Origin of the sequence: Methylorubrum subtropicum (assembly GCF_038442325.1) — a bacterium.
GTDB lineage: Bacteria > Pseudomonadota > Alphaproteobacteria > Rhizobiales > Beijerinckiaceae > Methylobacterium > Methylobacterium subtropicum.
Genome location: NZ_JBBXMW010000002.1, coordinates 329,112 through 352,818, shown reverse-complemented (window position 1 = coordinate 352,818; position 23,707 = coordinate 329,112). Strand labels below are relative to the sequence as shown.

22 protein-coding genes are annotated in these 23,707 nt (G+C 69.4%); 7 read left to right on the top strand and 15 right to left on the bottom strand.

Annotation, left to right across the window (positions count from 1 at the left end):
- Window positions 1-42 precede the first annotated feature (42 nt).
- From xoxF1 to xoxJ, 3 genes are all read left to right on the top strand, one after another.
- Window positions 43-1,848: a lanthanide-dependent methanol dehydrogenase XoxF1 gene (gene xoxF1, locus AAHG03_RS04555; protein ID WP_342149076.1), complete on the top strand. Its 1,806-nt coding sequence runs from the start codon at window positions 43-45 to the stop codon at window positions 1,846-1,848.
- A 228-nt stretch (window positions 1,849-2,076) separates the two neighbouring features.
- Entirely contained in the window at window positions 2,077-2,667 is a 591-nt protein-coding gene (gene xoxG, locus AAHG03_RS04550) for a methanol metabolism c-type cytochrome XoxG (protein ID WP_342149075.1), read from the top strand.
- Entirely contained in the window at window positions 2,667-3,527 is an 861-nt protein-coding gene (gene xoxJ, locus AAHG03_RS04545; protein WP_342149074.1) for a rare earth element methanol dehydrogenase accessory protein XoxJ, read from the top strand. The genes xoxG and xoxJ overlap by 1 nt, the downstream gene beginning before the upstream one ends.
- A gap of 62 nt (window positions 3,528-3,589) precedes the next feature.
- On the opposite strand, the gene folK is transcribed toward xoxJ, so the two are convergent.
- From folK to AAHG03_RS04475, 14 genes are all read right to left on the bottom strand, one after another.
- Complete coding sequence (gene folK, locus AAHG03_RS04540; protein WP_342149073.1) at window positions 3,590-4,066, bottom strand: 2-amino-4-hydroxy-6-hydroxymethyldihydropteridine diphosphokinase; 477 nt, start codon at window positions 4,064-4,066, stop codon at window positions 3,590-3,592.
- Entirely contained in the window at window positions 4,063-4,431 is a 369-nt protein-coding gene (folB, locus tag AAHG03_RS04535; protein WP_342149072.1) for a dihydroneopterin aldolase, read from the bottom strand. Before folB ends, folK begins: the two co-directional genes overlap by 4 nt.
- Window positions 4,424-5,275, bottom strand: a complete 852-nt coding sequence (folP, locus tag AAHG03_RS04530; RefSeq protein ID WP_342149070.1) for a dihydropteroate synthase — start codon at window positions 5,273-5,275, stop codon at window positions 4,424-4,426. The genes folB and folP overlap by 8 nt, the downstream gene beginning before the upstream one ends.
- Before the next feature lie 83 nt (window positions 5,276-5,358).
- Window positions 5,359-5,721: a hypothetical protein gene (locus AAHG03_RS04525; protein ID WP_342149068.1), complete on the bottom strand. Its 363-nt coding sequence runs from the start codon at window positions 5,719-5,721 to the stop codon at window positions 5,359-5,361.
- Window positions 5,702-6,358, bottom strand: coding sequence for a hypothetical protein (locus AAHG03_RS04520; RefSeq protein ID WP_412759717.1), 657 nt, complete (start codon window positions 6,356-6,358; stop codon window positions 5,702-5,704). The genes AAHG03_RS04525 and AAHG03_RS04520 overlap by 20 nt, the downstream gene beginning before the upstream one ends.
- Window positions 6,359-6,426: 68 nt before the next feature.
- Window positions 6,427-7,581, bottom strand: coding sequence for a pyrroloquinoline quinone biosynthesis protein PqqE (gene pqqE, locus AAHG03_RS04515; protein ID WP_342149066.1), 1,155 nt, complete (start codon window positions 7,579-7,581; stop codon window positions 6,427-6,429).
- A complete protein-coding gene (pqqC, locus tag AAHG03_RS04510; RefSeq protein WP_342149064.1) occupies window positions 7,578-8,654 on the bottom strand; it encodes a pyrroloquinoline-quinone synthase PqqC in 1,077 nt (358 codons plus the stop codon). The genes pqqE and pqqC overlap by 4 nt, the downstream gene beginning before the upstream one ends.
- Window positions 8,655-8,848: 194 nt before the next feature.
- Window positions 8,849-9,748 (bottom strand): pyrroloquinoline quinone biosynthesis protein PqqB, encoded by a 900-nt coding sequence (gene pqqB, locus AAHG03_RS04505; protein WP_342149063.1) that lies wholly within the window; start codon window positions 9,746-9,748, stop codon window positions 8,849-8,851.
- 48 nt (window positions 9,749-9,796) lie between these two features.
- Complete coding sequence (gene pqqA / locus AAHG03_RS04500) at window positions 9,797-9,886, bottom strand: pyrroloquinoline quinone precursor peptide PqqA (protein ID WP_012317526.1); 90 nt, start codon at window positions 9,884-9,886, stop codon at window positions 9,797-9,799.
- A gap of 568 nt (window positions 9,887-10,454) precedes the next feature.
- On the bottom strand, window positions 10,455-11,819 hold the full coding sequence (locus AAHG03_RS04495) for an L-serine ammonia-lyase (RefSeq protein WP_342149062.1): 1,365 nt from the start codon (window positions 11,817-11,819) through the stop codon (window positions 10,455-10,457).
- Entirely contained in the window at window positions 11,816-12,382 is a 567-nt protein-coding gene (locus tag AAHG03_RS04490; RefSeq protein WP_342149061.1) for a sarcosine oxidase subunit gamma, read from the bottom strand. The genes AAHG03_RS04495 and AAHG03_RS04490 overlap by 4 nt, the downstream gene beginning before the upstream one ends.
- A complete protein-coding gene (locus AAHG03_RS04485) occupies window positions 12,375-15,365 on the bottom strand; it encodes a sarcosine oxidase subunit alpha family protein (RefSeq protein WP_342149060.1) in 2,991 nt (996 codons plus the stop codon). Before AAHG03_RS04485 ends, AAHG03_RS04490 begins: the two co-directional genes overlap by 8 nt.
- A gap of 1 nt (window position 15,366) precedes the next feature.
- Window positions 15,367-15,663 carry a sarcosine oxidase subunit delta gene (locus AAHG03_RS04480; protein ID WP_342149059.1) on the bottom strand — a complete coding sequence of 99 codons (297 nt, stop codon included), beginning with the start codon at window positions 15,661-15,663 and terminating at the stop codon, window positions 15,367-15,369.
- Between the two features lie 15 nt (window positions 15,664-15,678).
- Window positions 15,679-16,932 carry a sarcosine oxidase subunit beta family protein gene (locus tag AAHG03_RS04475; RefSeq protein WP_342149057.1) on the bottom strand — a complete coding sequence of 418 codons (1,254 nt, stop codon included), beginning with the start codon at window positions 16,930-16,932 and terminating at the stop codon, window positions 15,679-15,681.
- 378 nt (window positions 16,933-17,310) lie between these two features.
- Here AAHG03_RS04475 and AAHG03_RS04470 point away from each other — a divergent pair, with 378 nt between their 5' ends.
- The 4 genes from AAHG03_RS04470 (at window position 17,311) to AAHG03_RS04455 (ending at window position 22,798) form a co-directional block, all read left to right on the top strand.
- Window positions 17,311-18,342 carry a GlxA family transcriptional regulator gene (locus tag AAHG03_RS04470; protein ID WP_342149203.1) on the top strand — a complete coding sequence of 344 codons (1,032 nt, stop codon included), beginning with the start codon at window positions 17,311-17,313 and terminating at the stop codon, window positions 18,340-18,342.
- A gap of 346 nt (window positions 18,343-18,688) precedes the next feature.
- Window positions 18,689-20,203, top strand: a complete 1,515-nt coding sequence (locus tag AAHG03_RS04465; RefSeq protein WP_342149056.1) for a GumC family protein — start codon at window positions 18,689-18,691, stop codon at window positions 20,201-20,203.
- 145 nt (window positions 20,204-20,348) lie between these two features.
- Window positions 20,349-21,680, top strand: coding sequence for an O-antigen ligase family protein (locus AAHG03_RS04460; RefSeq protein ID WP_342149055.1), 1,332 nt, complete (start codon window positions 20,349-20,351; stop codon window positions 21,678-21,680).
- On the top strand, window positions 21,677-22,798 hold the full coding sequence (locus AAHG03_RS04455) for an acyltransferase family protein (protein ID WP_342149054.1): 1,122 nt from the start codon (window positions 21,677-21,679) through the stop codon (window positions 22,796-22,798). The genes AAHG03_RS04460 and AAHG03_RS04455 overlap by 4 nt, the downstream gene beginning before the upstream one ends.
- Window positions 22,799-22,805: 7 nt before the next feature.
- Here AAHG03_RS04455 and AAHG03_RS04450 read toward each other — a convergent pair whose 3' ends face one another.
- Window positions 22,806-23,483 carry an SGNH/GDSL hydrolase family protein gene (locus AAHG03_RS04450; protein WP_342149053.1) on the bottom strand — a complete coding sequence of 226 codons (678 nt, stop codon included), beginning with the start codon at window positions 23,481-23,483 and terminating at the stop codon, window positions 22,806-22,808.
- Window positions 23,484-23,707: the final 224 nt, after the last annotated feature.

The following is a 23,707-nucleotide window of genomic DNA, read 5'->3' as shown; positions in this document are numbered from 1 at the left end:
TTCGTGTTGCCGGCTGCGGAACAAGGTCTGTCGGAGGAATCCATGAGAGCGGTACACCTTCTCGCACTCGGTGCCGGCCTCGCCGCCGCCACCCCGGCGCTGGCCAACGACAGCGTCCTGAAGTCCATCGCCAACCCGGCGGAGCAGGCGCTTCAGACCGTCGACTACGCCAACACCCGTTATTCCAAGCTCGACCAGATCAACGCCGGCAACGTCAAGAACCTCCAGGTCGCCTGGACCTTCTCGACCGGCGTGCTGCGCGGCCACGAGGGCTCCCCGCTCGTCGTCGGCAACATCATGTACGTCCACACCCCCTTCCCGAACATCGTCTACGCCCTCGACCTCGATCAGGGCGCCAAGATCGTGTGGAAGTACGAGCCGAAGCAGGACCCGTCGGTCATCCCGGTGATGTGCTGCGACACCGTCAACCGCGGTCTGGCCTATGCCGACGGCGCGATCCTGCTGCACCAGGCCGACACCACCCTCGTCTCGCTCGACGCCAAGTCCGGCAAGGTGAACTGGTCGGTCAAGAACGGCGACCCGTCGAAGGGCGAGACCAACACCGCCACCGTGCTGCCGGTGAAGGACAAGGTCATCGTCGGCATCTCCGGCGGCGAGTTCGGCGTGAACTGCCACGTCACCGCCTACAACCTCAAGGACGGCAAGAAGGTGTGGCGCGGCCACTCCCAGGGCCCCGACGCCGACATGATCATGGACCCCGAGAAGACCACGTCTCTCGGCAAGCCGGTCGGCAAGGATTCCTCGCTGAAGACCTGGGAAGGCGATCAGTGGAAGACCGGCGGCGGCTGCACCTGGGGCTGGTTCTCCTACGATCCGAAGCTCGACCTCTTCTACTACGGCTCGGGCAACCCCTCGACCTGGAACCCCAAGCAGCGTCCGGGCGACAACAAGTGGTCCATGACGATCTGGGCGCGTAACCCCGACACCGGCATGGCCAAGTGGGTCTACCAGATGACCCCCCACGACGAGTGGGATTACGACGGCATCAACGAGATGATCCTCACCGATCAGAAGATCGACGGCAAGGATCGCCCGCTGCTGACGCACTTCGACCGGAACGGCTTCGGCTACACCCTCGATCGCGCCACCGGCGAAGTCCTCGTCGCCGAGAAGTACGATCCGGTCGTGAACTGGGCCACCAAGGTCGATCTCGACAAGGGCTCCAAGACCTACGGCCGCCCGCTGGTCGTGTCGAAGTACTCGACCGAGCAGAACGGTGAGGACGTGAACTCCAAGGGCATCTGCCCGGCCGCTCTGGGCTCCAAGGACCAGCAGCCGGCGGCATTCTCGCCCAAGACCAACCTGTTCTACGTGCCCACCAACCACGTCTGCATGGACTACGAGCCCTTCAAGGTGACCTACACCCCGGGCCAGCCCTATGTCGGCGCGACCCTGTCGATGTACCCCGCCCCCGGCTCGCACGGCGGCATGGGTAACTTCATCGCTTGGGACGGCGTGGCCGGTAAGATCAAGTGGTCGAACCCCGAGCAGTTCTCGGCTTGGGGCGGCGCGCTCGCCACCGCCGGCGACGTGGTGTTCTACGGCACCCTCGAAGGCTACCTGAAGGCTGTCGACTCGAAGACGGGTAAGGAACTCTACAAGTTCAAGACCCCGTCGGGCATCATCGGCAACGTGATGACTTACGAGCACAAGGGCAAGCAGTACGTGGGCGTCCTGTCGGGTGTCGGCGGCTGGGCCGGCATCGGCCTCGCGGCTGGTCTGACCGACCCGAACGCCGGTCTCGGCGCGGTCGGCGGCTACGCTGCCCTGTCGAGCTACACCAACCTCGGCGGTCAGCTCACCGTCTTCGCTCTGCCGAACAACTAAGTCTCGAACCGCTCCCGCCGACCGCGAGGCCGGCGGGAGGACTTCCGGTCAAACGGAAGTCACCGCGAGAGACGCTCGGTCGCATGGCCCAGCCATGCAAAGAGATGCCGGCGCGGTTTCCGCGCCGGCATCTTTATGTTTTTATAATGAGCATGTAAGACTCCGCGGCAACCGCACAGACATGGTGCGGTGCAACACACGGTCTCGGGAGAAACGTCTTTGTCCTCTATGAAAACCTTCGCTCTGCTTGGTCTCGTCGGCGCCGCCGTCCTCGGCACGGTCCCCACGGCCACCCTCGTCTTCGCGCAGGACGCCAAGGGCGACTTCGCCAACAAGCTCAATCCCGATGCCAAGGAGATCGACGAGCCGGTCCTTAAGGCCGCCGAGGCGGTGAAGGACGAGGACGGCAAGTATCTCGACAAGGACGGCCACCCGACCTTCCGCGTGACCAACGACGGCAAGAAGGTCGATTGGTATACCTATGCCGGCTACCGCCGCTATCACGCCGAGTGCCACGTCTGCCACGGCCCGGACGGCATGGGCTCGACCTACGCGCCCGCCCTCAAGGATTCGCTGAAGCGCCTCTCCTACGAGGAGTTCTACGGCATCCTCGCCGGCGGCAAGCAGGACGTGAACAACACCGCCAACCAGGTGATGCCCGCCTTCGGCGACAACAAGAACGTGATGTGCTACGCCAACGACCTCTACGTGTACCTGCGCGCCCGCGCTGCCGGTGCCTGGGGCCGTGCCCGTCCGGCCGAGAAGGAAGACAAGCCCGAGGCCTACAAGAAGGCGGAGACCGAGTGCCTGGGCGGCTGATGCCCCGAGGCAATCTCCTGACCGTCGTCGTCGCGCTCCTGCTGGTCGCAGGGGCGCGCGACGCTCGGGCCCAGCACCTGCCCGATCTCGTCACGACCGACGTGCTGCGGGTCTGCTCGGACCCCGGCAACATGCCGTTCTCCCAGCGCAAGGGCGACGGCTTCGAGAACAGGATCGCGGCCATCGTCGCCGACGAGCTGAAGGTCAAGCTGCGCTACTACTGGCTGACGCAGGGGCCCGGCTTCGTCCGCAACACCCTCGGCAACGGGCTGTGCGACCTGATCATCGGCACCTCCGGCGGCGAGGTGGTGCAGCCGACGAACCCCTACTATCGCTCGGCCTACGCCGCGGTGACCCGCAAGGGCGAGATCGAGGACCTGAAGGCGCTCGACGATCCGCGGCTGAAGGACAAGCGGATCGGCGTCATCGCCGGCACCCCGCCCGTCGCTCGGATGAGCGAGGTCGGCCTCTCGGGCGAGCGGATGACGCCGTATCCGCCCTACGCCTTCGGCGACGAGCGCAAGCACCAGACGGTGGCGGCCGGGGTCATCGCCGACCTCGCCGAGAAGAAGATCGACGTGGCGATCCTGTGGGGGGCGGCCGCGGGCTGGTTGGCCAAGCAGAGCGGCGTGCCGATGGATGTCGCCCCGCTGATCAACGAGCCGGGCCGCCCCGCGCTGACCTTCCGGGTCTCGATGGGCGTGCGCCACGGCGAGGATGACTGGAAGCGCAAGATCAACACCGTCATCCGCAAGCGCAAGGATGACATCGAGAAGGTGCTGCGGGAGTACGACGTGCCGCTGCTCGCCGAAGAGGAGAACAAGCTCCTCGAACCGAGTACCGAGGCGAAGACCCCGTAAGTCGAATTGGGTTCGGCGATTGGAAAAAGGGGCCCGGATGCACCCCGCATCCGGGCCCTTTCTCATGTGTGCCGCTCGATGCCGGTGGGATCGAGCTTGGCCAGCGCGTCCCGCACGGTCTCGCCGCCGATCACGAGATCGGGGGCGATCTCGGCGAGCGGGACCAGCACGAAGGCGCGCTCGCGGACGTAGCGGTGCGGCAGGACGAGGCGCTCGTCGGACACCTCGGCACCCTCGTAGGACAGCACGTCGATGTCGATGACCCGCGGCCCCCAGCGGCGCTCGCGCACCCGGCCGAGCGCCGCCTCGATGGCGAGGCAGGCCTCCAGCAGACCATGCGGGGTCAGATCGGTCTCGACCGCGACCGCGGCGTTGAGGAACCAGTCCTGATCGGTGTCGCCCCAGGGCGGCGTGCGGTAATCGGCCGAGCGGGCGGTGAGACGGATGCCAGGCCACGCGGCCAGCCGCGCGACGGCAGCCCCGAGCATCGCGGCCTTGTCGCCGATATTGCTGCCGAGGCCGAGATACGCCCGCGTCATGGCCGGCGCTCCCGTTCGATCTCGACGGCGGCGTAATCGAGCACGGTCGGAATCGGCGCACTCGGCTTGTCGATCCGCACCCGGATGCGCTCGATCCGGGGAAACCGGGCCAGACAGGTCTCGGCGATGGCTTCGGCCAGGGCCTCGATCAGGGCGAAGCGCCGCTCGGTGGCGATCTCCACCGCGATCTGCGCGAGGTTGGCATAGCTGACGGTGTGCGCCACGTCGTCGCTGCGCCCGGCCTCGGCGAGCTCGAGCCGGCAATCCAACGAGATGTAGAAGCGCTGGCCGAGCCGCTCCTCCTCCGGCAGCACGCCGTGGCGGGCGAAGACCGCGATGCGGTGGACGAGGATGCGGTCAGCCACGGGCGGTATCCGGGCGCATCACCGCGTCGAGCACCCGCAGGGCCTCGACATGCTGGGCGACATCGTGGACGCGCACGATGTCGGCCCCGAGCGTGCCGGCGAGCACATGGGCGGCGATCGAGCCGACGAGGCGGTCGCGCGGCGCGGTCTCGCGGTCGTGCAGCCGCCCGAGCAGGCTTTTTCGCGAGACGCCGACGAGGAGGGGGTAGCCGAGCCCCCGGATCTCGGGCAGGCGCCGCAGCGCTTCGAGATGCTGGTCCCAGCTCTTGCCGAAGCCGATGCCGGGATCGAGGACGATGTCGGCGTCCGGAATGCCGGCGCGCCGCGCGATGTCGAGCGAGCGCTCGAAGAAGCGCTGCATGTCGGCGACGATGTCGAGGTCCGGGTCGCTCGTCTCGCGGTTGTGCATGACGATGACCGGCGCGCCGTGCGCGGCGGCGACGCGGGCGATGTCGGGCTCGCGCTGCAGGCCCCAGACATCGTTGACGATGGTGGCACCCGCCTTCAGGGCCGCCTCGGCGGTCGAGGCCTTGTAGGTGTCGATAGAGATCGGGACGGACAGGTCGGGCACGAGCGCCGCGATCACCGGCAGGACGCGGGCCTGTTCCTCCGCGGCCGGCACCGGCGCGTGGCCCGGCCGGGTCGACTCGCCGCCGATGTCGAGGATGTGGGCGCCTTCCGCGATCAGCGCGTCGGCCTGCGCCCGGGCGGCCTCGACGCCCTCGAATCGGCCGCCGTCCGAGAACGAATCCGGCGTGACGTTGAGGATGCCCATCACCAGCGTGCGCCGCCCGAGATCGGGCAGCAGCGTCTGGAGGCGGCTCGGGGGAGGGGAGGCGGACATCACGAACCGGATTTCGAGGCTAGGCGGCTTCGATCCGGCCTAGCCTCTCGAACGCCGGGAGGCCAGCCCCCGGCGAAACCCGATTAGCTCGCGCCCCGGTAGCAACGGATTTCCGCCTCCGCCTGGGCGCGGCGGAGGTCGGCGACGCGGTCGTCGAACATCTTGGTCGATTTGAACGCCGTGGTGCGCTGACCGATGCCCTGACGCATCGACAGGATGGTCGAGGCCTGCACGTACTTGTCGTAGGGCAGGATCGCGGCCATCGCGTCGAGGGAGCAGGAGCACTTCTCCAGCGCCTCGCGGGTCTGCCCGTTGGCGGCCATGCAGCCGAACACGTAGTCGGCGCGGGCGTCCGTCGGGTAGTCGTTCTCCTCCGCCTGAGCCGGCCCGGCGAGGAACGCGACGACGGACGCCGCCGCGAGAACCTCAAGAGTCCTTCTGATCATAGTCCAGCCTCTCTTCGAGGAGTTCGCCGCCGTCCGGCTTGGTGGCACGGGCCTGCATCGAGACGATCTCACCCGGCACTTCCGGCGAGGTGACGAAGGTGTAGGTGAGCCCGTCGAAGCCGCGCATGCGGTCCGTCAGCGGGTCGCCGAGGAAGGGCTGCATCTCGATCTTCCAGCCCTCGACCTTGCGGCCCTTGAACTCGACCTCGGTCTTGGTGATCGTCGCCTTCTCGCGCATGCCCTTGCGGATCGCGTTCTTGAGATAGCGCGGGTTGGCCTCGAGCAGGCCGGCGAGCCCCTTGAGATGGTTCTCGAGGAACAGGCTGAGCACCGGGTTGCCCGGCATGTCGATGAACGGGCCCGCCGGCACGCGGTTGCCGCCGGAGAACATCTGCACCCGCACGTCGCGGCTCTCGGCGCTTTTGCCCGGCTCGATCGTGAACTTGATCTCGTCGTTGATCGGCGGGCCGTAGGGGCCGCGGACGATGCCGCTGCGGCGCAGGTAATCGTAGGTGATCGTGCTGCCCGGCGCGGTGTTCTTCATCTGCGGCCGCTCGAACAGCAGGTCGCCCGCGTCCTGCTTGGACGCGTCGGTCGCCGCCGGCGTCGGAGCCGGGGTGTCGGGGGCCGCCTGCACGGCGGTCGTGGCCAGGGAGGTCGTGGTGAGGAGGGCCGCGGCGAGCGCGGCCGACAGGAGCTTGCGGTTCAAAGGGGTGCCTTCTCGGTCAAAGGACTTTGCACATTCGTCCCGATGGTGCGGTATATATACTCCGGCGGGTTCTCGGCAGCCTCTTCCGCGGCAAGATCGCGCATCTTCGAATGCAGCGGCGAGAGCGAACAGGCCGGATCGGTGTTGGCGGCGTCCCCCGTGAGCGCCAGCGCCTGGCAGCGGCAGCCGCCCCAATCCTTCTCGCGCCGATCGCAGGAGCGGCACGGCTCCTTCATCCAGCTCGTGCCGCGATAGGCGGCGAAGGCCGGGGACTTCGTCCAGATGTCGCCGAGCGAGTGGTCGGCCACGTACCAGAATTCGAGGCCGGGGATGGTCTCGGCGGCGTGGCAGGGCAGCACCTTGCCTTGCGGCGTCACGTTCATCAGCTTGCGGCCCCAGCCGCCCGCGCAGGCCTTGGGATACTTGGCGTAGTAGTCCGGCACCACGAGGTCGATGACGAGCTGCCCTTTGAGCCGCTCGCGCGCGGCCTCGACGATGCGGATCGATTCATCGACCTGTTTCTTGTCGGGCATCAACGAGGCGCGGTTGACGTAGGCCCAGCCGTAATACTGAGTGTGGGCCACCTCCAGCCGCTTGGCCCCGAGCTTGACCGCCAGATCGATGAAGCCCGGCACCTCGTGGATGTTGCCGCGGTGGATCACCGAGTTGAGCGTCAGCGGCAGACCGAGCTCGGTCACGCGGGCCGCGAACTGCATCTTCTGCGGCTGGGCGTTCTTCAACCCGCCGATCTTTTCGGCGTTCGCGGCGTCCACGCCCTGCACCGAGAGCTGCACGTGGTCGAGACCGGCGTCGTAGAGGGCGTCGAGCTTTCCGAGCGCGCCGCCGACGCCCGACGTGATCAGGTTCGAGTAGAGGCCGAGTTCGGCGCATTTGGCCGTGATCTCGACGATGTCGGGCCGCGCCGTCGGCTCGCCGCCCGAGAGGTGGACGTGCAGCACGCCGAGCTTCGAAGCTTCCGTCAACACCCGCAGCCACGTCGCCGTGTCGAGCTCGGCCGAGCGCCGGTCGAGTTCGAGCGGGTTCGAGCAATAGGGGCAGCGCAGCGGACAGCGGTGGGTCAGCTCGGCGAGCAGACCCACGGGGGCCGGGATGACCTCGGCGGGGGAGGGGGCGGGCGCGGGTGCGTTCATCGCTCCAAGACCCTCTTCTGCGCGAGGTCGGCCAGCATCACGACGATGTCGGCCTCGATGACGGCGGGGTCGGCGTCGTAGGTCTGGCCGAGCGTGCGGGCGATCTGCGACACGCTCGCCGTGCCGTCGACGAGCTTGAGGACCGCGACCGCATTGTCGTCGAGGTCGAAGGTGCGCTCGGGGGCGAGCAGCACGTGCTTGTTGCGCACCTCGTCGAAACGCAGGCGCACGCCGCGGGGCAGGCGCGGCACGTCGGATCCTGAGAACGCACCGGGCTTGCCCGCGGGCGAACCCTCAGTAACGAGGCCCTCGCCCGGCTGCCACGCATCCGGCGGGATCATGCCGGGCGCGACGTAGGCGAAGTACAGCGCGTCGAGCTGGGTCCAGAGCACGTTGCACTTGAAGGTCAGCGCGGCCATCGCGGCGCGCTGCTGCTCCGGGGTCTTGGCGTGCTGCTTGACGTAGTCGAGGGCGAAGTCGGCGTCGCGCGGGGCCTGGGTCAGGCGCTTGTCGAAATAGGCCAGCGTGTCCTTGGTGATGAAGTCGTAGTTCTTCAGCATCCCGGCGACGCGCTCGGAGATGATGGTCGGCGAGAACATCTCGGTGAGCGAGGAGGCGATGGCCTCCAGCAGCGAGCGCTCGGAGACGAAGTGCACGTAGGCATCGACCGAGAAGCGGGTCGCCGAGAGGATGCCCTTGGTGGAGAGGATGTAGTCGCGCTCGAATCCCACCCCTTCCGCCAGCTTCAGCCAGCGCTCGATGCCGCCGTCGCCCTCATGGTCGCCGTCGTGATCGACGATGCGCTGGCGCCAGATGCGGCGGAGCTGCGCGTCCGGCAGTCGGGCGAGCACCGCGGCGTCCTTCACCGGGATCATCGCCTGATAATAGTAGCGGTTGAGCGCCCAGGCCCGGACCTGATCCTTCGAGAGCTTGCCGTCGTGCAGCAGGCGGTGGAACGGGTGCAGGTTGTGGTAGCGGCGGGCGCCGATGTCGCGGAGCGCCGCCTCCAACTCCTCGTGGCTCAGGAGCCGGTCGCCGGCGTCAGGGACGGGGGGCGGAAATTGGGCGGTCATGGCGTTGGGCTCTCCCCGTCTCTCTGGCGTTTTTTGGGACTCTCGGGGGCGCGCGTCCTGAGAGTGAGTCTAAGATGGTCCGCAGGGTCCGTGAAGGACAGGGCGCTTACCGCACGATTGTATCGTGCAAAATATATTGGGCCGGGCCGGGGGAAGCCAAGGGGGCTTCCGAGCCTCGCCCTCTTAGTTCTGGCTCAGAGGTCCAGCGTCAGTCCGTCGTGCGCGACGGTCCAGCCCCGCGCCTCGACGCTCGCGCGCTCGGGCGAGTCCTCGACCAGCACCGGGTTGGTGTTGTTGATGTGGACGAACACGCGCCGGCCGATCTCGATATCGGCGAAGGAGGCGACCGAACCGGTCTCGCCGTTCATCTGGATATGGCCCATGCGCCAGCCGGTCTTGGTGCCGACGCCCGCGCGGATCATGTCGTCGTCCTCCAGCACCGTGCCGTCGAACAGCAGGGCATCGACCCCGGACACGCGGGCCTTGAGGTCGTCGGTGACGCGGGCGCAGCCGGGGATGTAGGCGAGGCGCTTGCCCCCGGCCTCGATCATGGTGCCGACCGTCGTCTCGGTCTCGGCGCCGATCTGCATCGAGGCGTCCTCCAGCCAGAGCGGCACCTTGCCGGGCACGGAGAATAGGGTGACGGTGAGGCCGGGCACCGGCTCGAAGGTCTCGTTCAGCGCGATCGTCCGGCGCTTCACCACGTCGGCGGCCATCACGTCGAAGACGCGGTTGTCGGTGACGGAGGCCAGGATACCGGGCGTGGCGTAGAGGGTGAAGGGCTGGCCCTCACGCAAAGTCAGCAGGCCCGCGACGTGATCGACGTCGCCGTTGGTCAGCAGCACCGCGTGGATCGGCGAGTGGCGCAGGCCCTCCCGCGGATGCATCTGCGGACTGGCCTGGATCTGCTGGCGGATGTCGGGGGAGGCGTTCAGCAGGAGCCAGCGCTCTCCATCGGGAGAGACCGCGATGCTCGACTGCGTGCGCGGCCTGACCCTGGCGTCACCCGCCCAGGCCAGGGCGCAGATGGAACAGCGGCAGTTCCACTGGGGAACGCCGCCGCCCGCCGCCGAGCCCAGGATCACGACATGCATGGTGTTGACCCGCTCGTCCGCGATCGTCCAGGCCCGGCTCCAACCTTCTTAGTTGAAGGTGTCGATCTCGGCCGACTCGTAGCTCGTGACTTCCATGCCGACGCAGATCTCGGAAACGATGGGGGCGGCCCACTTCATGGTGTTTCTCCTGCAACATTATCGGACGTCAGCACCGCTCGATCATCACTCTAAGAAGATCGTAAGATACTGACGGCGCACTGATTTTTCAGCGCCCGAGGTGTATCGCCCAACCCGGCCCGCCCCGCAAGACCCAAATTGCCGCTTTTTCCCACCTCACCGTGCGGGATGTTGCCGAAAGCCTTAACGGAGGTGGGGGCGCGTTCACCGTGACGCCCGCACGGGCGGGCGCCATGGCTTTGGCCGGCATCGGGTTTTTCAGCGGGCCCGCGGCCGGCCGCCGCAGGGCGGGGGAGGGTGCCGGGTTTCAGGCGTGCGGCAGCTTGCCGGGCTCAGCACTCGGGCTTCCGCCCCACCCCGTCTTTGCGAGGCGGAGCCGAAGCAATCCAGGGCTCCGCGCTGTCCAGGGAAAGCGCGTGCGGGACCGTTTCGTCGGCTCGGCCTCGCCTTCCCAGGAAAAGTCGCGCCCTGGATTGCTTCGGCTTCGCCTCGCAATGACGGCGGAGTCTTACGGGGCGGACGGCGGAGTCTCACGGGGCCGAAGGCGGAGCCCAAACCCCAAAAAGAATCAGCAGGCGGCGACGTTGACCGCGAGACCGCCCAGCGAGGTCTCCTTGTACTTGTCCTGCATGTCGAGGCCGGTCTGGCGCATGGTCTCGATGACCTCGTCCAGCGTCACGTAGTGGATGCCGTCGCCGCGCAACGCCAGCGAGGCGGCGGCCACCGCCTTGTTGGCCCCGAAGGCGTTGCGCTCGATGCAGGGGATCTGCACGAGGCCGCCGATCGGGTCGCAGGTCATGCCGAGATGGTGCTCCATGGCGATCTCGGCGGCGTTCTCGACCTGGAGCGCGTTGCCGCCGAGCACCGCGGCGAGACCGGCCGCGGCCATGGCGGCGGCGGAGCCGACCTCGCCCTGGCAGCCGACCTCGGCGCCGGAGATCGAGGCGCGGCTCTTGATCAGGCCGCCGACGGCCGCCGCCGTCAGCAGGAAGTCGCGCCCGTGGGCGTCGCACCAGCCGGGGCAGAACTCGACGACGTAGCGCAGGACCGCGGGCACGATGCCGGCGGCGCCGTTGGTCGGCGCGGTGACGACGCGCCCGCCCGCGGCGTTCTCCTCGTTGACGGCCAGCGCGAACAGGCTGATCCAGTCCATGATCTCGTGGGCCGGGCGGCTGTTGGAGAGCCGGCCCTCCATGAGCTGCGCGTGCAGGCGCTTGGCGCGGCGGCGCACCTTGAGGCCGCCGGGCAATTCGCCGTCCATGCGCAGGCCGCGGTCGATGCAGGCGAGCATGGCGTCGCGGATGGCATCCAAGCCGGCTTCGACCTCGGACTCAGGACGCAACGCCCGCTCGTTCTCTATCTGCACCTGAGCGATGCTCAGGCCCGTCTCGGCGCAGATCGCCAGCAGCTCGGCGGCGCTGGCGAAGGGATGGGGCACCGGCTTCGCCTCCAGCCCGGCACCCTCGGCCTCGCCCTCGTCCACGACGAAACCGCCGCCGATGGAGTAGCAGGTCGTCTCGGCCAGCACGTCGCCCACGCCGTCGAACGCGCGGAAGCGCATGCCGTTGGTGTGGCGCGGCAGGATTTCGGTGAAGTTGAAGACGAGGTCGTGGGCGGTGTCGAACGCCACCGGGGCGCCCGCGCCCGGCAGATCGAGGGCGCCGCGCTCGGTCAGGGCCTTGGTGTACTCGGTGACCCGATCCGGATCGACGGTCGCCGGGTCATGACCCAGCAGCCCCAGAAAGATGGCCGTGTCGGTGCCGTGGCCGCGCCCGGTCCAGGCGAGCGATCCGAAAATCTCGGCGCCGATCCGGGCGATATCGGCCTGTCCTGCGACCCGCTCGCGGAACCGGCGGGCGGCGATCATCGGGCCGACGGTGTGCGAGCTCGACGGGCCGATGCCGATCTTGAACAGGTCGAAGACGCTGATCATCCCTCGCCGATCCCCATACCGGCTTCCTGCAGGAAGCCATGCACGTATGTGGCGAAGGAGCGCCAGCATTCCACCCGGTACCGCGGTTGCGCGCCCGCGCGGCGGATCAGGACGATCTCGGCCTTGCCGAGCAGGGTGCGGGTGGCGGTCCCGGCCGGGAAGGCGGCCTCGCCCAGATCGAGCGGGCAGCCGGCGTTGAGGACCTCGGAAGCGCGAAAACCCTCGACGTCGATGCCGACGTTGCGGTTCGAGACATCGACCAGGGAATGGGCCCGGCCGGCGAGATCGCCCGCGGCGGAGGTCTGCAACAGGTCGGCCTCGCCTTCGGGGACGCCGATCAGCCACTCGTCCGGCCCGAGCCGGGCGATCCAGCGGCGGTCTTCGCCCGAGATCGTGTTGATCGGCCGGTTCAGCGGGAGCCCCGCGACCTCGCCCTCGGTCGAGCGGATGCGCAGGACGAAGCGGGCCTCGGCCTCCGCGGGGCGGATCGAGACGCCCGAGGGGCGGGTCTCGATCCGGCCGAGCGGGAGGGTGCGGGCGGTGCGGTAGCGAACCTCAAGCATTGACGCGCTCTCCCTTGGTGTCGAAGAAGACCGGCTCGCTCACGGTCGCGCGGGTGAAGCCGTCGGGCGTGGTGATGTGGAGCGTCTTGCCCATCAGGGCCCGCCCGTCCGCCACCAGCGCCAGGGCGATGGAGCGGTCGCAGTTCGGGCTCCAGTAGCTCGACGTGACGTGGCCGAGCATCCGCATCGGGATCGGCTGGTTCGGATCGAGCACGATCTGCGCGCCCTCGTCGAGCACGAGCTTGGGGTCCTCGGTCATGAGGCCGACGAGCTGCTTGCGGCCGGTGGTGGCGACCACGTCGGGGCGGGCCAGCGAACGCTTGCCGACGAAGTCGACCTTGGTCTTGGCGATCATGCCGGCCATGCCGACATCGTCCGGGGTCACCGTCCCGTCGGTCTCCTGGCCGACGATGATGTAGCCCTTCTCGGCGCGCAGCACGTGCATCGTCTCGGTGCCGTAGGGGGTGATGCCGTGGGGTTGGCCCGCGGAAAAAATCGCCTCCCACACGGCGAGCGCGTGGTCGCTCGGCACGTTGATCTCGAAGCCGAGTTCGCCGGTGAACGAGACGCGGAACAGCCGGGTCGGCACGCCGCAGATCGTGCCCGTCCGCATCGCCATGTGCGGGAAGGCTTCCGGAGAGAGGTCGATGCCCTCCACCAGCGGCGCGATCACCTGGCGGGCCTTCGGGCCCTGCAGCGCGATCACCGCCCATTGCTCGGTGGTCGAGGTCAGGAACACCTGCAGGTCCGGCCACTCGGTCTGGAGGTAATCCTCCATGTGGGCGAGCACGCGGGCGGCCCCGCCGGTCGTCGTGGTGACGTGGAAGCACTCGTCGGAGACGCGGGCGACAACGCCGTCGTCGAGGATGTAGCCGTCCTCCTTCAGCATCAGCCCGTAGCGGCAGCGGCCGTTGGCGAGCTTGGCCCAGGGGTTGACGTACATCCGGTTCATGAACTCGGCCGCATCCGGCCCGACCACCTCGATCTTGCCGAGCGTCGAGGCGTCGAAGATGCCGACCCCTTCGCGCACCGCCTTGCACTCGCGGGCGACCGCGGCGTGCAGATCCTCGCCGGCTTTCGGGAAGTACCAAGCGCGGCGCCACAGGGCGACGTTCTCGAAGGTGGCGCCCTGCGCCTCGGCCCAGCCGTGGATCGGCGTGGTGCGGATCGGATCGAACAGGGCGTGCCGCGCCGGCCCGACCAGCGCGCCGAAGGTGACGGGCGTGTAGGGCGGGCGGAAGGTGGTGGTGCCGACCGCCGGCAGCGCCTTGTCGAGCTGCCCGGCGACGATGCCGAGCGCGTTCATGTTCGAGGTCTTGCCCTGGTCGGTCGCCATGCCGGTGGTGGTGTAGCGCTTGACGTGCTCGATCGACTGGAAGCCCTCGCGCACCGCGAGCTTGATGTCCTTGGCCGTCACGTCGTTCTGGTAATCGACGAAGGCGCGGACCTTCTTGGGGTCGGCGTCGGTCGGCATCACCCGCACCGGCTGGAAGCCGGTGAGCGTGGCGCTCGCCCCGAAGGTGTGGGTCTCGGACGAGCCTGCCGCCGCGGCACCGGCCGCGAAGCCCTCGGTGAGGCAGTCGGCGAGATCGTAGGTGCCCTTCGCGGCACCCGCCGAACGCTCGGCCTGGGCCGAGACGTTGGGCACGAAGGCGTCGAGGCCGTCGTCGTAGCGCAGCTTGCCGCGGGACTGCGAGAACAGGTGGACGGCGGGCGTCCAGCCGCCGGACATGCCGACGCAGTCGCAAGCGATGACGCGGCGCGCCCCGCAGCGGCCGCTGCTCTCCACGGGGGCCACGATGAGGCCGGAGACGCGCTTGCGGCCCTTGGAGCCGACCACGGTGTGGCCGGTCAGCACCTCGACGCCGGCGCCGCGCAGGCGGGCGACCTCCGGCCCGCAATCGGCCTCCAACCGCAGATCGACCAGCGTCACGTCGAGGCCGGCGGACTTGGCGTCGAGGGCGACCTGATAGGCCGAGGCGCCGCTGGTGGCGACGACGAGGCGGTGGCCCGGGGCGACGCCGTAGCGGTTGAGGAACACCCGCACGCTCTCGGCGAGCAGGATGCCCGGACGGTCGTTGTCGGCGAAGACCAGCGGGCGCTCGTGGGCGCCGCCCGCCAGCACCACCTCGCCGGCCCGCACCTGCCACAGGCGTTCGCGGGGCGCCTGACCGGCGGTCGAGGGCAGGTGGTCGGTGACGCGCTCGGTCATCGCCACGTGGTTGTGGTTGTAGTAGCCGAACACGGTGGTGCGCGGCAGCAGGATGACGTTCTCGCGGGCGTCCAAGTCGGCCAGCGTCTCGGCGAGCCACTCGGAGGCGAGGCGTCCGTCGATCTCGGCCTTGGGATCGTGCAGCAGCGAACCGCCCGGCTCCGGACCCTCGTCGGCAAGGATGACGCGCTTGCCGGTCTTGGCCGCCGCGAGCGCGGCGGCGAGGCCGGCGGGGCCGGCGCCGACGATCAGCACGTCGCAATGGGCGTGGCGGTTGGCGTAGCGGTCCGGGTCGGCCTCCACCGGCGCCTTGCCGAGGCCGGCGGCGGCGCGGATGAAGGGCTCGTAGACCTTGTCCCAGAACTTCCGCGGCCACATGAAGGTCTTGTAGTAGAACCCCGCGACGAAGACCGGCGACAGCAGGTCGTTGACCGCGCCGATGTCGTATTCGAGCGACGGCCAGTGGTTCTGCGATGCCGTGCGCAAGCCGGCGCGGGCCTCGACGACGGAGGCGCGGTTGTTCGGATCGACCCGGCCGGGGCCGCGATCGACCGAGAGCAGGGCGCTCGGCTCGTCCGGGCCGTGGCTGAGGATGCCGCGGGGGCGGTGATACTTGAACGAGCGCCCGACGAGGTGGATGCCGTTGGCGATCAGCGCCGAGGCGACGGTGTCGCCCTGGTAGCCGTGGACCGGCTTCCCGTTGAATTCGAAGACGATGGGGCGGGAACGGTCGATGCGTCCGCCGCGGGACAATCTGAACGGCTGTGCCATCTCACGCCCTCGCCTCGCTGGTGGTGTCGGATTTCGGTGAAGCACCCATCGGGTAGGTCTCGATGAAGCGGTCGCTGACCGTGTCGCGCAGCGCGTTGAACCAGCGGCCGCAGCCGTGGACGTGGTTCCAGCGCTCGGCATGGACCCCGCGCGGGTTCTTTCGGACGAACAGGTACTCGGACCAGTTCTGGTCATCGATGGCGCCCGGCTGCTCGGGCCGGGCGATGTGGGCTTGGCCGCCGCAGCGGAACTCGGTCTCGGGGCGGTTGCCGCAATGGGGACAGGCGATCAGCAACATCGGGTCGATCTCCAGTCAGTGTGCGACGGCGGCTGCCGCCGCCTCGTCGATGAGGCGGCCGGTGCGGAAGCGGTCGAGGGTGAAGGGCGCGTTGATCGCGTGCGGCGCGCCGGTCGCCAGCGTGTGGGCGAAGACGTGGCCCGAACCCGGCGTCGCCTTGAAGCCGCCGGTGCCCCAGCCGCAATTGACGAACAGGTTGGAGACCGGGGTCTTGCCGATGATCGGCGAGCGGTCGGGGGTCACGTCGACGATGCCGCCCCAGGAGCGCAGCATCCGCATGCGTGTGAATTGCGGAAACAGCTCGCAGATGGCGTCGAGCGTGTGGGTGGTGATGTGGAGGCCGCCCTGCTGGCTGTAGGAGGTGTACTGATCGGTGCCCGCCCCGATCACCAGCTCGCCCTTGTCGGATTGCGAGATGTAGGCGTGGACCGCGTTCGACATCACCACGCAGGGGAAGACGGGCTTGACCGGCTCCGAGACGAGCGCCTGGAGCGGGTAGCTCTCCAGCGGCATCGACACGCCGGCCATGTTCATCACGGTCGAGGTGTGGCCGGCTGCGACCACGCCGATCCGGCCCGCGCCGATATAGCCGCGGCTGGTCTCGACGCCGATGGCGGTGCCTGCGGCGTCGCGGCGGATGCCGGTGACCTCGCAGTTCTGGATGATGTCGACGCCCCGCGCATCGGCGCCGCGGGCGTAGCCCCAGGCCACCGCGTCGTGGCGGGCGGTGCCGGCCCGGCGCTGGAGCGCGCCGCCGAGGACGGGATAGCGCAGGTGTCCGCCGATCTCGATCGGCGGGCAGAACTCCTTGCACTCCTCCTTCGACAGCCACTCGTTGTCGATGCCGTTGAGGCGGTTGGCGTAGACGTGGCGCTTGAAGCTCTGAACGTCGTGGATGTTGTGCGCGAGCATCAGGACGCCGCGCTGCGAGAACATCACGTTGTAGTTCAGCTCCTGGCTAAGGCCCTCCCACAGCTTCAGGGCGTGCTCGTAGAGCGCCGCGCTCTCGTCGTAGAGGTAGTTGGAGCGGATGATCGTGGTGTTGCGGCCAGTGTTGCCGCCGCCGATCCAGCCCTTCTCCAGCACCGCCACGTTGGTGATGCCATGGACGGTGGCGAGGTAATAGGCGGTGGCGAGGCCATGGCCGCCGCCGCCGACGATGACGACGTCGTACCGGGGCTTCGGCTCGGGCGCGCGCCACTGGCGCCCCCAGCCGGTATGGCCCCGCAGGGATTCGGAGAGGAGCGACGTGAGGGAGAAGCGGCGCATCGGACGACCTCGCGGTGTTGAGGGATCATGGTCCGGCGCCTGCCGGGGGGCTTGATCGACGGCGACCGCGAGTTTGGATTTTACGACTTTACGCGAGCCCCCGACGCCCTGTCCCGCCCGGCCCGAGCGCCTGCCCGGATCGCTTGCCGGGGATGCCCGCCGAATCGCCGAATCGCGCGCGGTGCAACATGCGCGCGCCGATCAAATGAGAATTATTCTATTGCGCCGAGCCCGCGATCGGAGATTAAGTTCCGGTCGTGGGCGCCGCCTTCCGCGGACGCGCCGCGCGGTCACTGGCCTTCCGGCAGCAGGTGTCGTCGGCACGCAACTTGCCCACCAAGCCGCGGCAGAGGCCGACAAACGGTGGTCGGGATGGAAATATCGATAGCGGCCGCGGAGACGTGTCCGATCAACGAGGCGCCGGTCGAGGCGTCGGTGGGCGCCCGGGCGATCACGGTCGGCTTCATGCTGGTCGAGTGTTTCTCGATGATCGCCTTCTCCTCGGCGATCGAGGCGTTGCGGCTCGCCAACCGCGCCGCGGGGCGCGACCTCTACCGCTTCTCGCTCTGGTCCGAGGACGGGACCCAATGCACCGCGTCGAACGGCATCGAGGTCAAGGTCTCGGGTCGGTTCGCCGAGGTGCAGGATTTCGACATGCTGATCGTCTGCGGCGGCCTCGACATCCAGAAGCCGGACCACCGGGCGCTGCACGCCGCGCTCCGCCGGGCGAGCGCCCGCGGCACGGCTTTGGGCGCGGTCTGCACCGGCACCTACGTGCTGGCCAAGGCCGGTCTGCTGGACGGTTACCGGGCGACGATTCACTGGGAGAACCTGCCGGGCCTCGTCTCGGAGCACGAGGGGCTGGAGATCGGCTCGGACCTGTTCGAGATCGACCGCAACCGCTTCACCTGCGCGGGCGGCACGGCGGCGGCCGACATGATGCTGTCGCTGATCATGCGCGAGCACGGGCCGAGCGTGGCGTCCTATGTCGCCGACCAGCTCATCCACCACCGCATCCGCGATTCGGGCGAGCGCCAGCGGATGGACCTGCGCATGCGCCTCGGCGTGGCGCACCCGAAGCTCCTCAAGGTGGTCGGGCTGATGGAGGCCTCGCTCACCGAGCCGCTCGGCAGCCAGGAACTCGCCGAGGCGGTCCACCTCTCGACCCGCCAATTGGAGCGGCTATTCCTCAAGTATCTCGGCCGCTCGCCGGCCAAGCACTACCTGCGCATCCGCCTGGAGCACGCCCGCGACCTGATCCGCCAGACGGCGATGCCGCTGCTCTCGGTGGCGATGGAATGCGGCTTCACCTCGGCCTCGCACTTCTCGAAGGCCTATCTCGACTGCTTCGGCCAGCCGCCGAGCGCCGAGCGCAAGGTGGTGCAGGCGCGCTCGCTCGGGCAGGGGTGAGGCGGGGCCGACCGCCGCGCGTATCGCCGCCTTTCCCCCGCGGCGGCCCGTTCGTCCGGGTAAACCTCGGACGTCGTAGGCCGCGTTCCCTGGCGCGCGGCGCGCCTTCCGGGGCATGCCCCTCCCGGATCGGCACAGCCCCGTTCGTCGCGGCCCGGCGCCGCCGCCGACTCCCGGATCGCGGCGCCCCGCCATCCCGGATTCTGTCCCTCCGCGACACAACCCGTCCGGCAGCACCCTTGCAGTCTCTCGGTCCAGCGTCCGGGCCTGTCCCGGGCGGATCGGATGGGCGGTCGCCTGAGGCCGCCGAGATGAGAGGGACCGGATCGCCTCCGGTTTTCGTGGAATGACGAGCCACACCAGCCTGCGGGGCGCCGTGCCGCTCTCCTCCTTCGACTGGCGCGCCGAGCCCGCCGGGCAGGCGCGCTCGGTCAGCCCGGTGATGGTGATGGCGATGCTCCGGCGGCGGCGCTGGCTGATCGGCCTCATGCTGATCCTCGGCCTGCTCGGCGCCGTCGGCGTCGTGGCGACGATGGAGCCGCGCTACGTCGCCACCGCCCAGGTCATCATCGATCCGCGCGGCCTGCGCGTGGTCGAGCGCGAGGTGACGCCGAGCGTCGACAACGCCGACGCCCAGGTCGCCACCGTCGAGAACGAGATGCGGGTGCTGCGCTCCAGCGCCGTGCTCGATGCCCTGATCACCCGCGAGAAGCTCGATCAGGATCCCGAATTCGTCGGCAACCCGCCGGGCCTGCTGCGCCAAGTGCGTACCGCCGTCACCGACCTCTTCGGTGCGTCTTCGGCCCGCACGCCGGACCCGCGCCGGTCCGCGCTCCAGGCCCTGGAGCGCAAGATCGCCGTGCGCCGCGCCGAGCGCAGCTTCGTCATCGAGGTCACGGTCGCCACCCGCGATCCCGACAAGTCGGCCCGCATCGCCAACGACCTCGTATCGATCTACACCGAGCAGGCCAGCAAGACCCGCGCCGACCTCGCCCGCCGCTCCGGCGCCTCCCTCGACGATCGCCTCGCCGAGCTGCGCGCCGCCGTGCGCAAGGCCGAGGACAAGGTCGAGACCTTCAAGAGCCAGAACGACCTCGTCAGCGCCGACGGCACGCTCACCCGCGACCGGCGCCTGCGCGACCTCAACGCCCAGCTCGTCACCGCCCGCGCCCGCTCGACCGAGGCGCTCGCCCGGATGGAGCAGGCGGCTTCCCTCCACGGCAAGCTCGACGGCCTGAGCGAGGCGGTGCAGTCGCAGGCCGTGATGCAGCTGCGCGGCCAGATCGCCGAGGCCCGCCGCCGCAAGGCGAACCTCGCCAACGTGCTGGGGCCGCGCCATCCCGATCTGGCCTCGGTCGGCCGCGAGATCGACGCGCTGCAGGATGGGCTCGATCAGGAGCTGCGCCGCATCGGCGACGCCGCCCGCAACGACTACCGCCGCGCCAAGCAGACCGAGGAGGAGCTGCGCCGCACCGTCGAATCGATGTCGCGCGCTTCCTTCGCCGACAGCCGGGCGCTGACCGAGCTGCGCGAGCTGGAGCGCGAGGCCGAGACCCGCCGCACCCTGTACTCGCAGTACCTCGCCCGTTCCCGCGAGCTGACCGAGCAGACGCAGGTGAACCTCAACAACGTCCGGGCCATCGGCGCGGCGATCCCGCCGGACCAGTCGAGCAACCTGAGCAAGGTCGTGATCCTGGCGCTCGGCACCCTGATCGGCGGCGTCCTCGGCATCCTGGCCGCCATCGCCCTCGGCGTGCTGCGCGGCGAGGCGAGCCCGGCGGGCGAGACCCTCGGTGCCCGCCCGCTCGCGACCGAGCCGTCGGCGCGCGAGGCCGCCTGGACCCCGCGCGACTTCCGCTGACGCCCGCCCGGTTAAGCCTGTCCCGCGAAATCCCCTGCCGCCCGCCGTTTCGACCCGCGAGGCGACGGCGCGGCAGGAGTTTCGTGGGAGGCTTCAGCCCAAACGAACCGTCCCGCCCGCGCGTGCTGCCGAGAGCGTCACGACCATGAGCGACACCGCGATTCCGTATTCCGCCGCGCCGGCCCTCGCCGCGCCCCGCCGCGCCACCGGCGAGCTGTGGCGCACGGCGTTCGTCGTCTTCGCGGTGCTGATGTGCGTCAACGCGTTCTACGCGACGTTTGCCGGCGGCAGCGACGAACTCGGCGGCGACAAGGCTCACGTGCCGTCGAACCGCGGCAACCTGCTCTATGTCGGCCTCTGGCTCGCTCTCTACGGCTGCTCCGCCTGGGTGGTGTTCCGCGATTTCCTGCGCAACGGGCTCGACCTGTGCCTCGTCGGGATCGTGCCGCTCGCCGGCTACATCATGCTCTCGTCCACGTGGTCGTACGACCCCTGGGCCTCGGTCGTGCCGGCCACGATGCTGGCGCTCAACATGGTCATCGCCGCCGCGCTCGCCTCGGTGGTCCACCCGGCGCGGTTCCTGCGCATCTTCGCCTGGACCAACGTGATCCTCGTCGCGATCTCGCTGGCGCTGGTGGTGATCACCCCGGACACGGTGCGCACCGACATCGACCGGCCGGGCCTCCTGATGACGGGCGAATTGTTCGGGGCCTACCCCAACAAGACCATCCACGGCATGTCGGCCTCGATCGCGATCCTCGTGCTGTCGTTCCTGCCGGGTTCGAGCCCCCGCGGCCTGCGCTGGCCGGCGCTCGGCATCCTGGCGCTGGGCCTGATCCTGTCGAACTCGGCCGCCTCGGTCGGCGGGACGCTCGCGGCGGGGGCGACGCTGTTCGCCGCCCGGCTCCTGCCGCGGTTCGGCCGCCCGATCTTCGCGGGCGTCACCGGCCTGTCGATCCTGTTCGCCCTCAGCCTGCCCTTCGTCGGCATCGGCGAGATCGCCACCGCGCTCGGCCGCAGCGCCGACTTCACCGGCCGCACCAGCTTCTGGCCCTACGGCATCGAAGCCATCAAGGAGCGCCCGCTGTTCGGCTACGGTTACCTGAGCTTCTTCAGCACCGACCCGTTCTCGAAGGTGTGGCGGCTGTGGGAGCAGGAGCTGTATTTCTTCACGCCCGAGTTCCACAACACCTTCCTCGACATCCTCATCGCCTTAGGATTGGTCGGCGGCGTCCTCTATCTCGGCCTGCTGTTCGTCTCGTCCGCCGTCTTCGCCCATCCGAGCCTGGAGCGCCGCTGCGCCTTCCTGCTCTCGGCGATCCTGATCCTGTTCATTCTCAACAGCGCCACGAACTACATCTTCCTGGCGCATAACCGGCTGCCGGCGATCTTCCAGTTCTACTGCCTGTTCGTGCTGTGCCGCAGCTACCGCCCGGCCGCGTCCGCGCCGCCCCACGGCCATGGAGCCCTCCGGTGACATCCCTCCCGACGGCCAAACCCGGCAGCATGCCGCATCTGCCGCAACTCGACGGCATCCGCGCGCTCGCGGTCGGGCTGGTGTTCCTGTCGCATGCCGGGCTCGGGCATATCGTGCCCGGCGGGCTCGGGGTGACGATCTTCTTCTTCCTCAGCGGCTACCTCATCACCACGCTGCTGCGGTTCGAGGCGCTGAACACCGGCGGCGTCAGCCTGCGGAACTTCTACCTGCGCCGCGTCTTCCGCATCTTCCCGCCGCTCTACCTGACGCTGCTCTTCGCAGGGCTTCTCTACGCCGCCGGCCTGCTGAAGGGGCCCTACGACGCGGGCGTAGTGCTGATGCAGGCGGCGTTCGCCGGCAACTACGTGACCGTGCTGGGCGGCGACATCGCCCGCGCCCTGCCGCTGCCTTTGTGGTCGCTCGCAGTGGAGGAGCATTTCTACCTGCTCTTCCCGCTCGTCTTCCTGATGGCTTTCGGCCGGGTCTCGGCGGCGCGGCTCGCGCTCTATTGCCTGATCGCCTGCGGGGTCGTGCTGGCGTTCCGGATCGCCGCGGTGATGACCCTGGCGGACGCCTCCAACACCTATATCTGGACCCATACGCGGGCCGATTCGATCCTGTTCGGCTGCTGCCTCGCGCTCTGGCGCAACCCGCTGCTCGACGGCGCGGCCGGCTACCGCCCCGGCGGCTGGCAGGCTCTCGCCGCGCTCGGCGTCCTCGGCGCCACCCTCGTGGTGCGGGACGAGACCTTCCGGCAGACCCTGCGCTACACGGTCCAGGGCGGCGCCCTGTTCGTGCTGTTCGCCTGCATCCTCCAGCCGGCCCGCGGCAGTGCCTGCGCCGGCGCGGCGCGGTGGCTCTCGGCGCCTGTGCTGACCCGGATCGGCCTCTACTCGTACACGATCTACCTCGTGCACGCGGCGATGATCGAGGCGGTGGCGGGTTTTTCCGATTCCCATCTCGTCCAGGGCGTCGTCGGCGGCGCGCTGACGCTCGCTTTCGCCGCCGTGATGCACCGCTTCGTCGAGCGCCCGTTCGCACGGCTGCGTCGCCGCCTCGACGCGCCCGGCGCCGGCGTGCCGGCGCAGGGGACACCGCTGGCGGCTCCGGCGCGCTGAAGCCGCCTCACCAGCCGCGGGCGAGGAGCGCGTCGCGCACCAGCGTGGCGATGACGGCCTGACCGGCGTCGTTGAGATGGATGTGGTCGGCCCGGAGCGCCCGGGCCGGCACGTCGTCGACGATGTCGGCCCGGTCCTGCGCGGTCGGGGCGAGCTCGTTCATCGCCAGCCCGCGCTCGACCAGGGGCCCGCGCACATCGAGGAAGCGGTGGCCGTGCTCGTCGCGCAGCGCATCGTTGAGCGCGCGGATCGCCCGGTGGCCGGGCCGGCCCCGGTGCTCCTCGGGCACGTCGGCGTTGAGGATCGACAGCACGAGGCTGCGCCCGCACCGCGCCGCCATCGCCCGCAGGTCGGCCCGCACCCGGTTGGGATCGTCGTAATTGTTGCGCCCCGCCCAGATCACCGCCACGCCCTCGCGCGAGCGCGGATCGGCCAGCATCCGGGCCGCCACCTGCGTCGAGGTCTCCCCGCCGATCCCAGCATTGCGCACCGGGCGCGCCGGGGTGAAGAGCCGGCTCAGGACTTGTGGATAGCGCCCGCCATCGGTCTGCACCCCCGCCCCGAAGGTCAGGCTGTCGCCCCAGCAGACGATCGGCGCGGGTGCGGCTTCGGCCGGCCCGGTAACGCCCACTACGAGGAGTCCGAGACCGAAGCGGCGGCGGTCGAGGAAGGGGGCTGACGGCATGCGGCTCTCGTAAGCTTCCGGATATTCGCTTCGGCCGCCACCGCATCCCCTCTCCCCGCGTGCGGGGAGAGGGCTTCGGCGACCTCGTGGTCGCCGAAGCGAGCCGGCAGGCGAAGGTGAGGGGGCGCTTCCGGATGAGACTATTCCGGACGCTCCCCCTCACACCTCGGCTGCCGCCTCGTCGCGCCGACGACGAGGTCGTCGCGACTCTCTCCCCGCGTGCG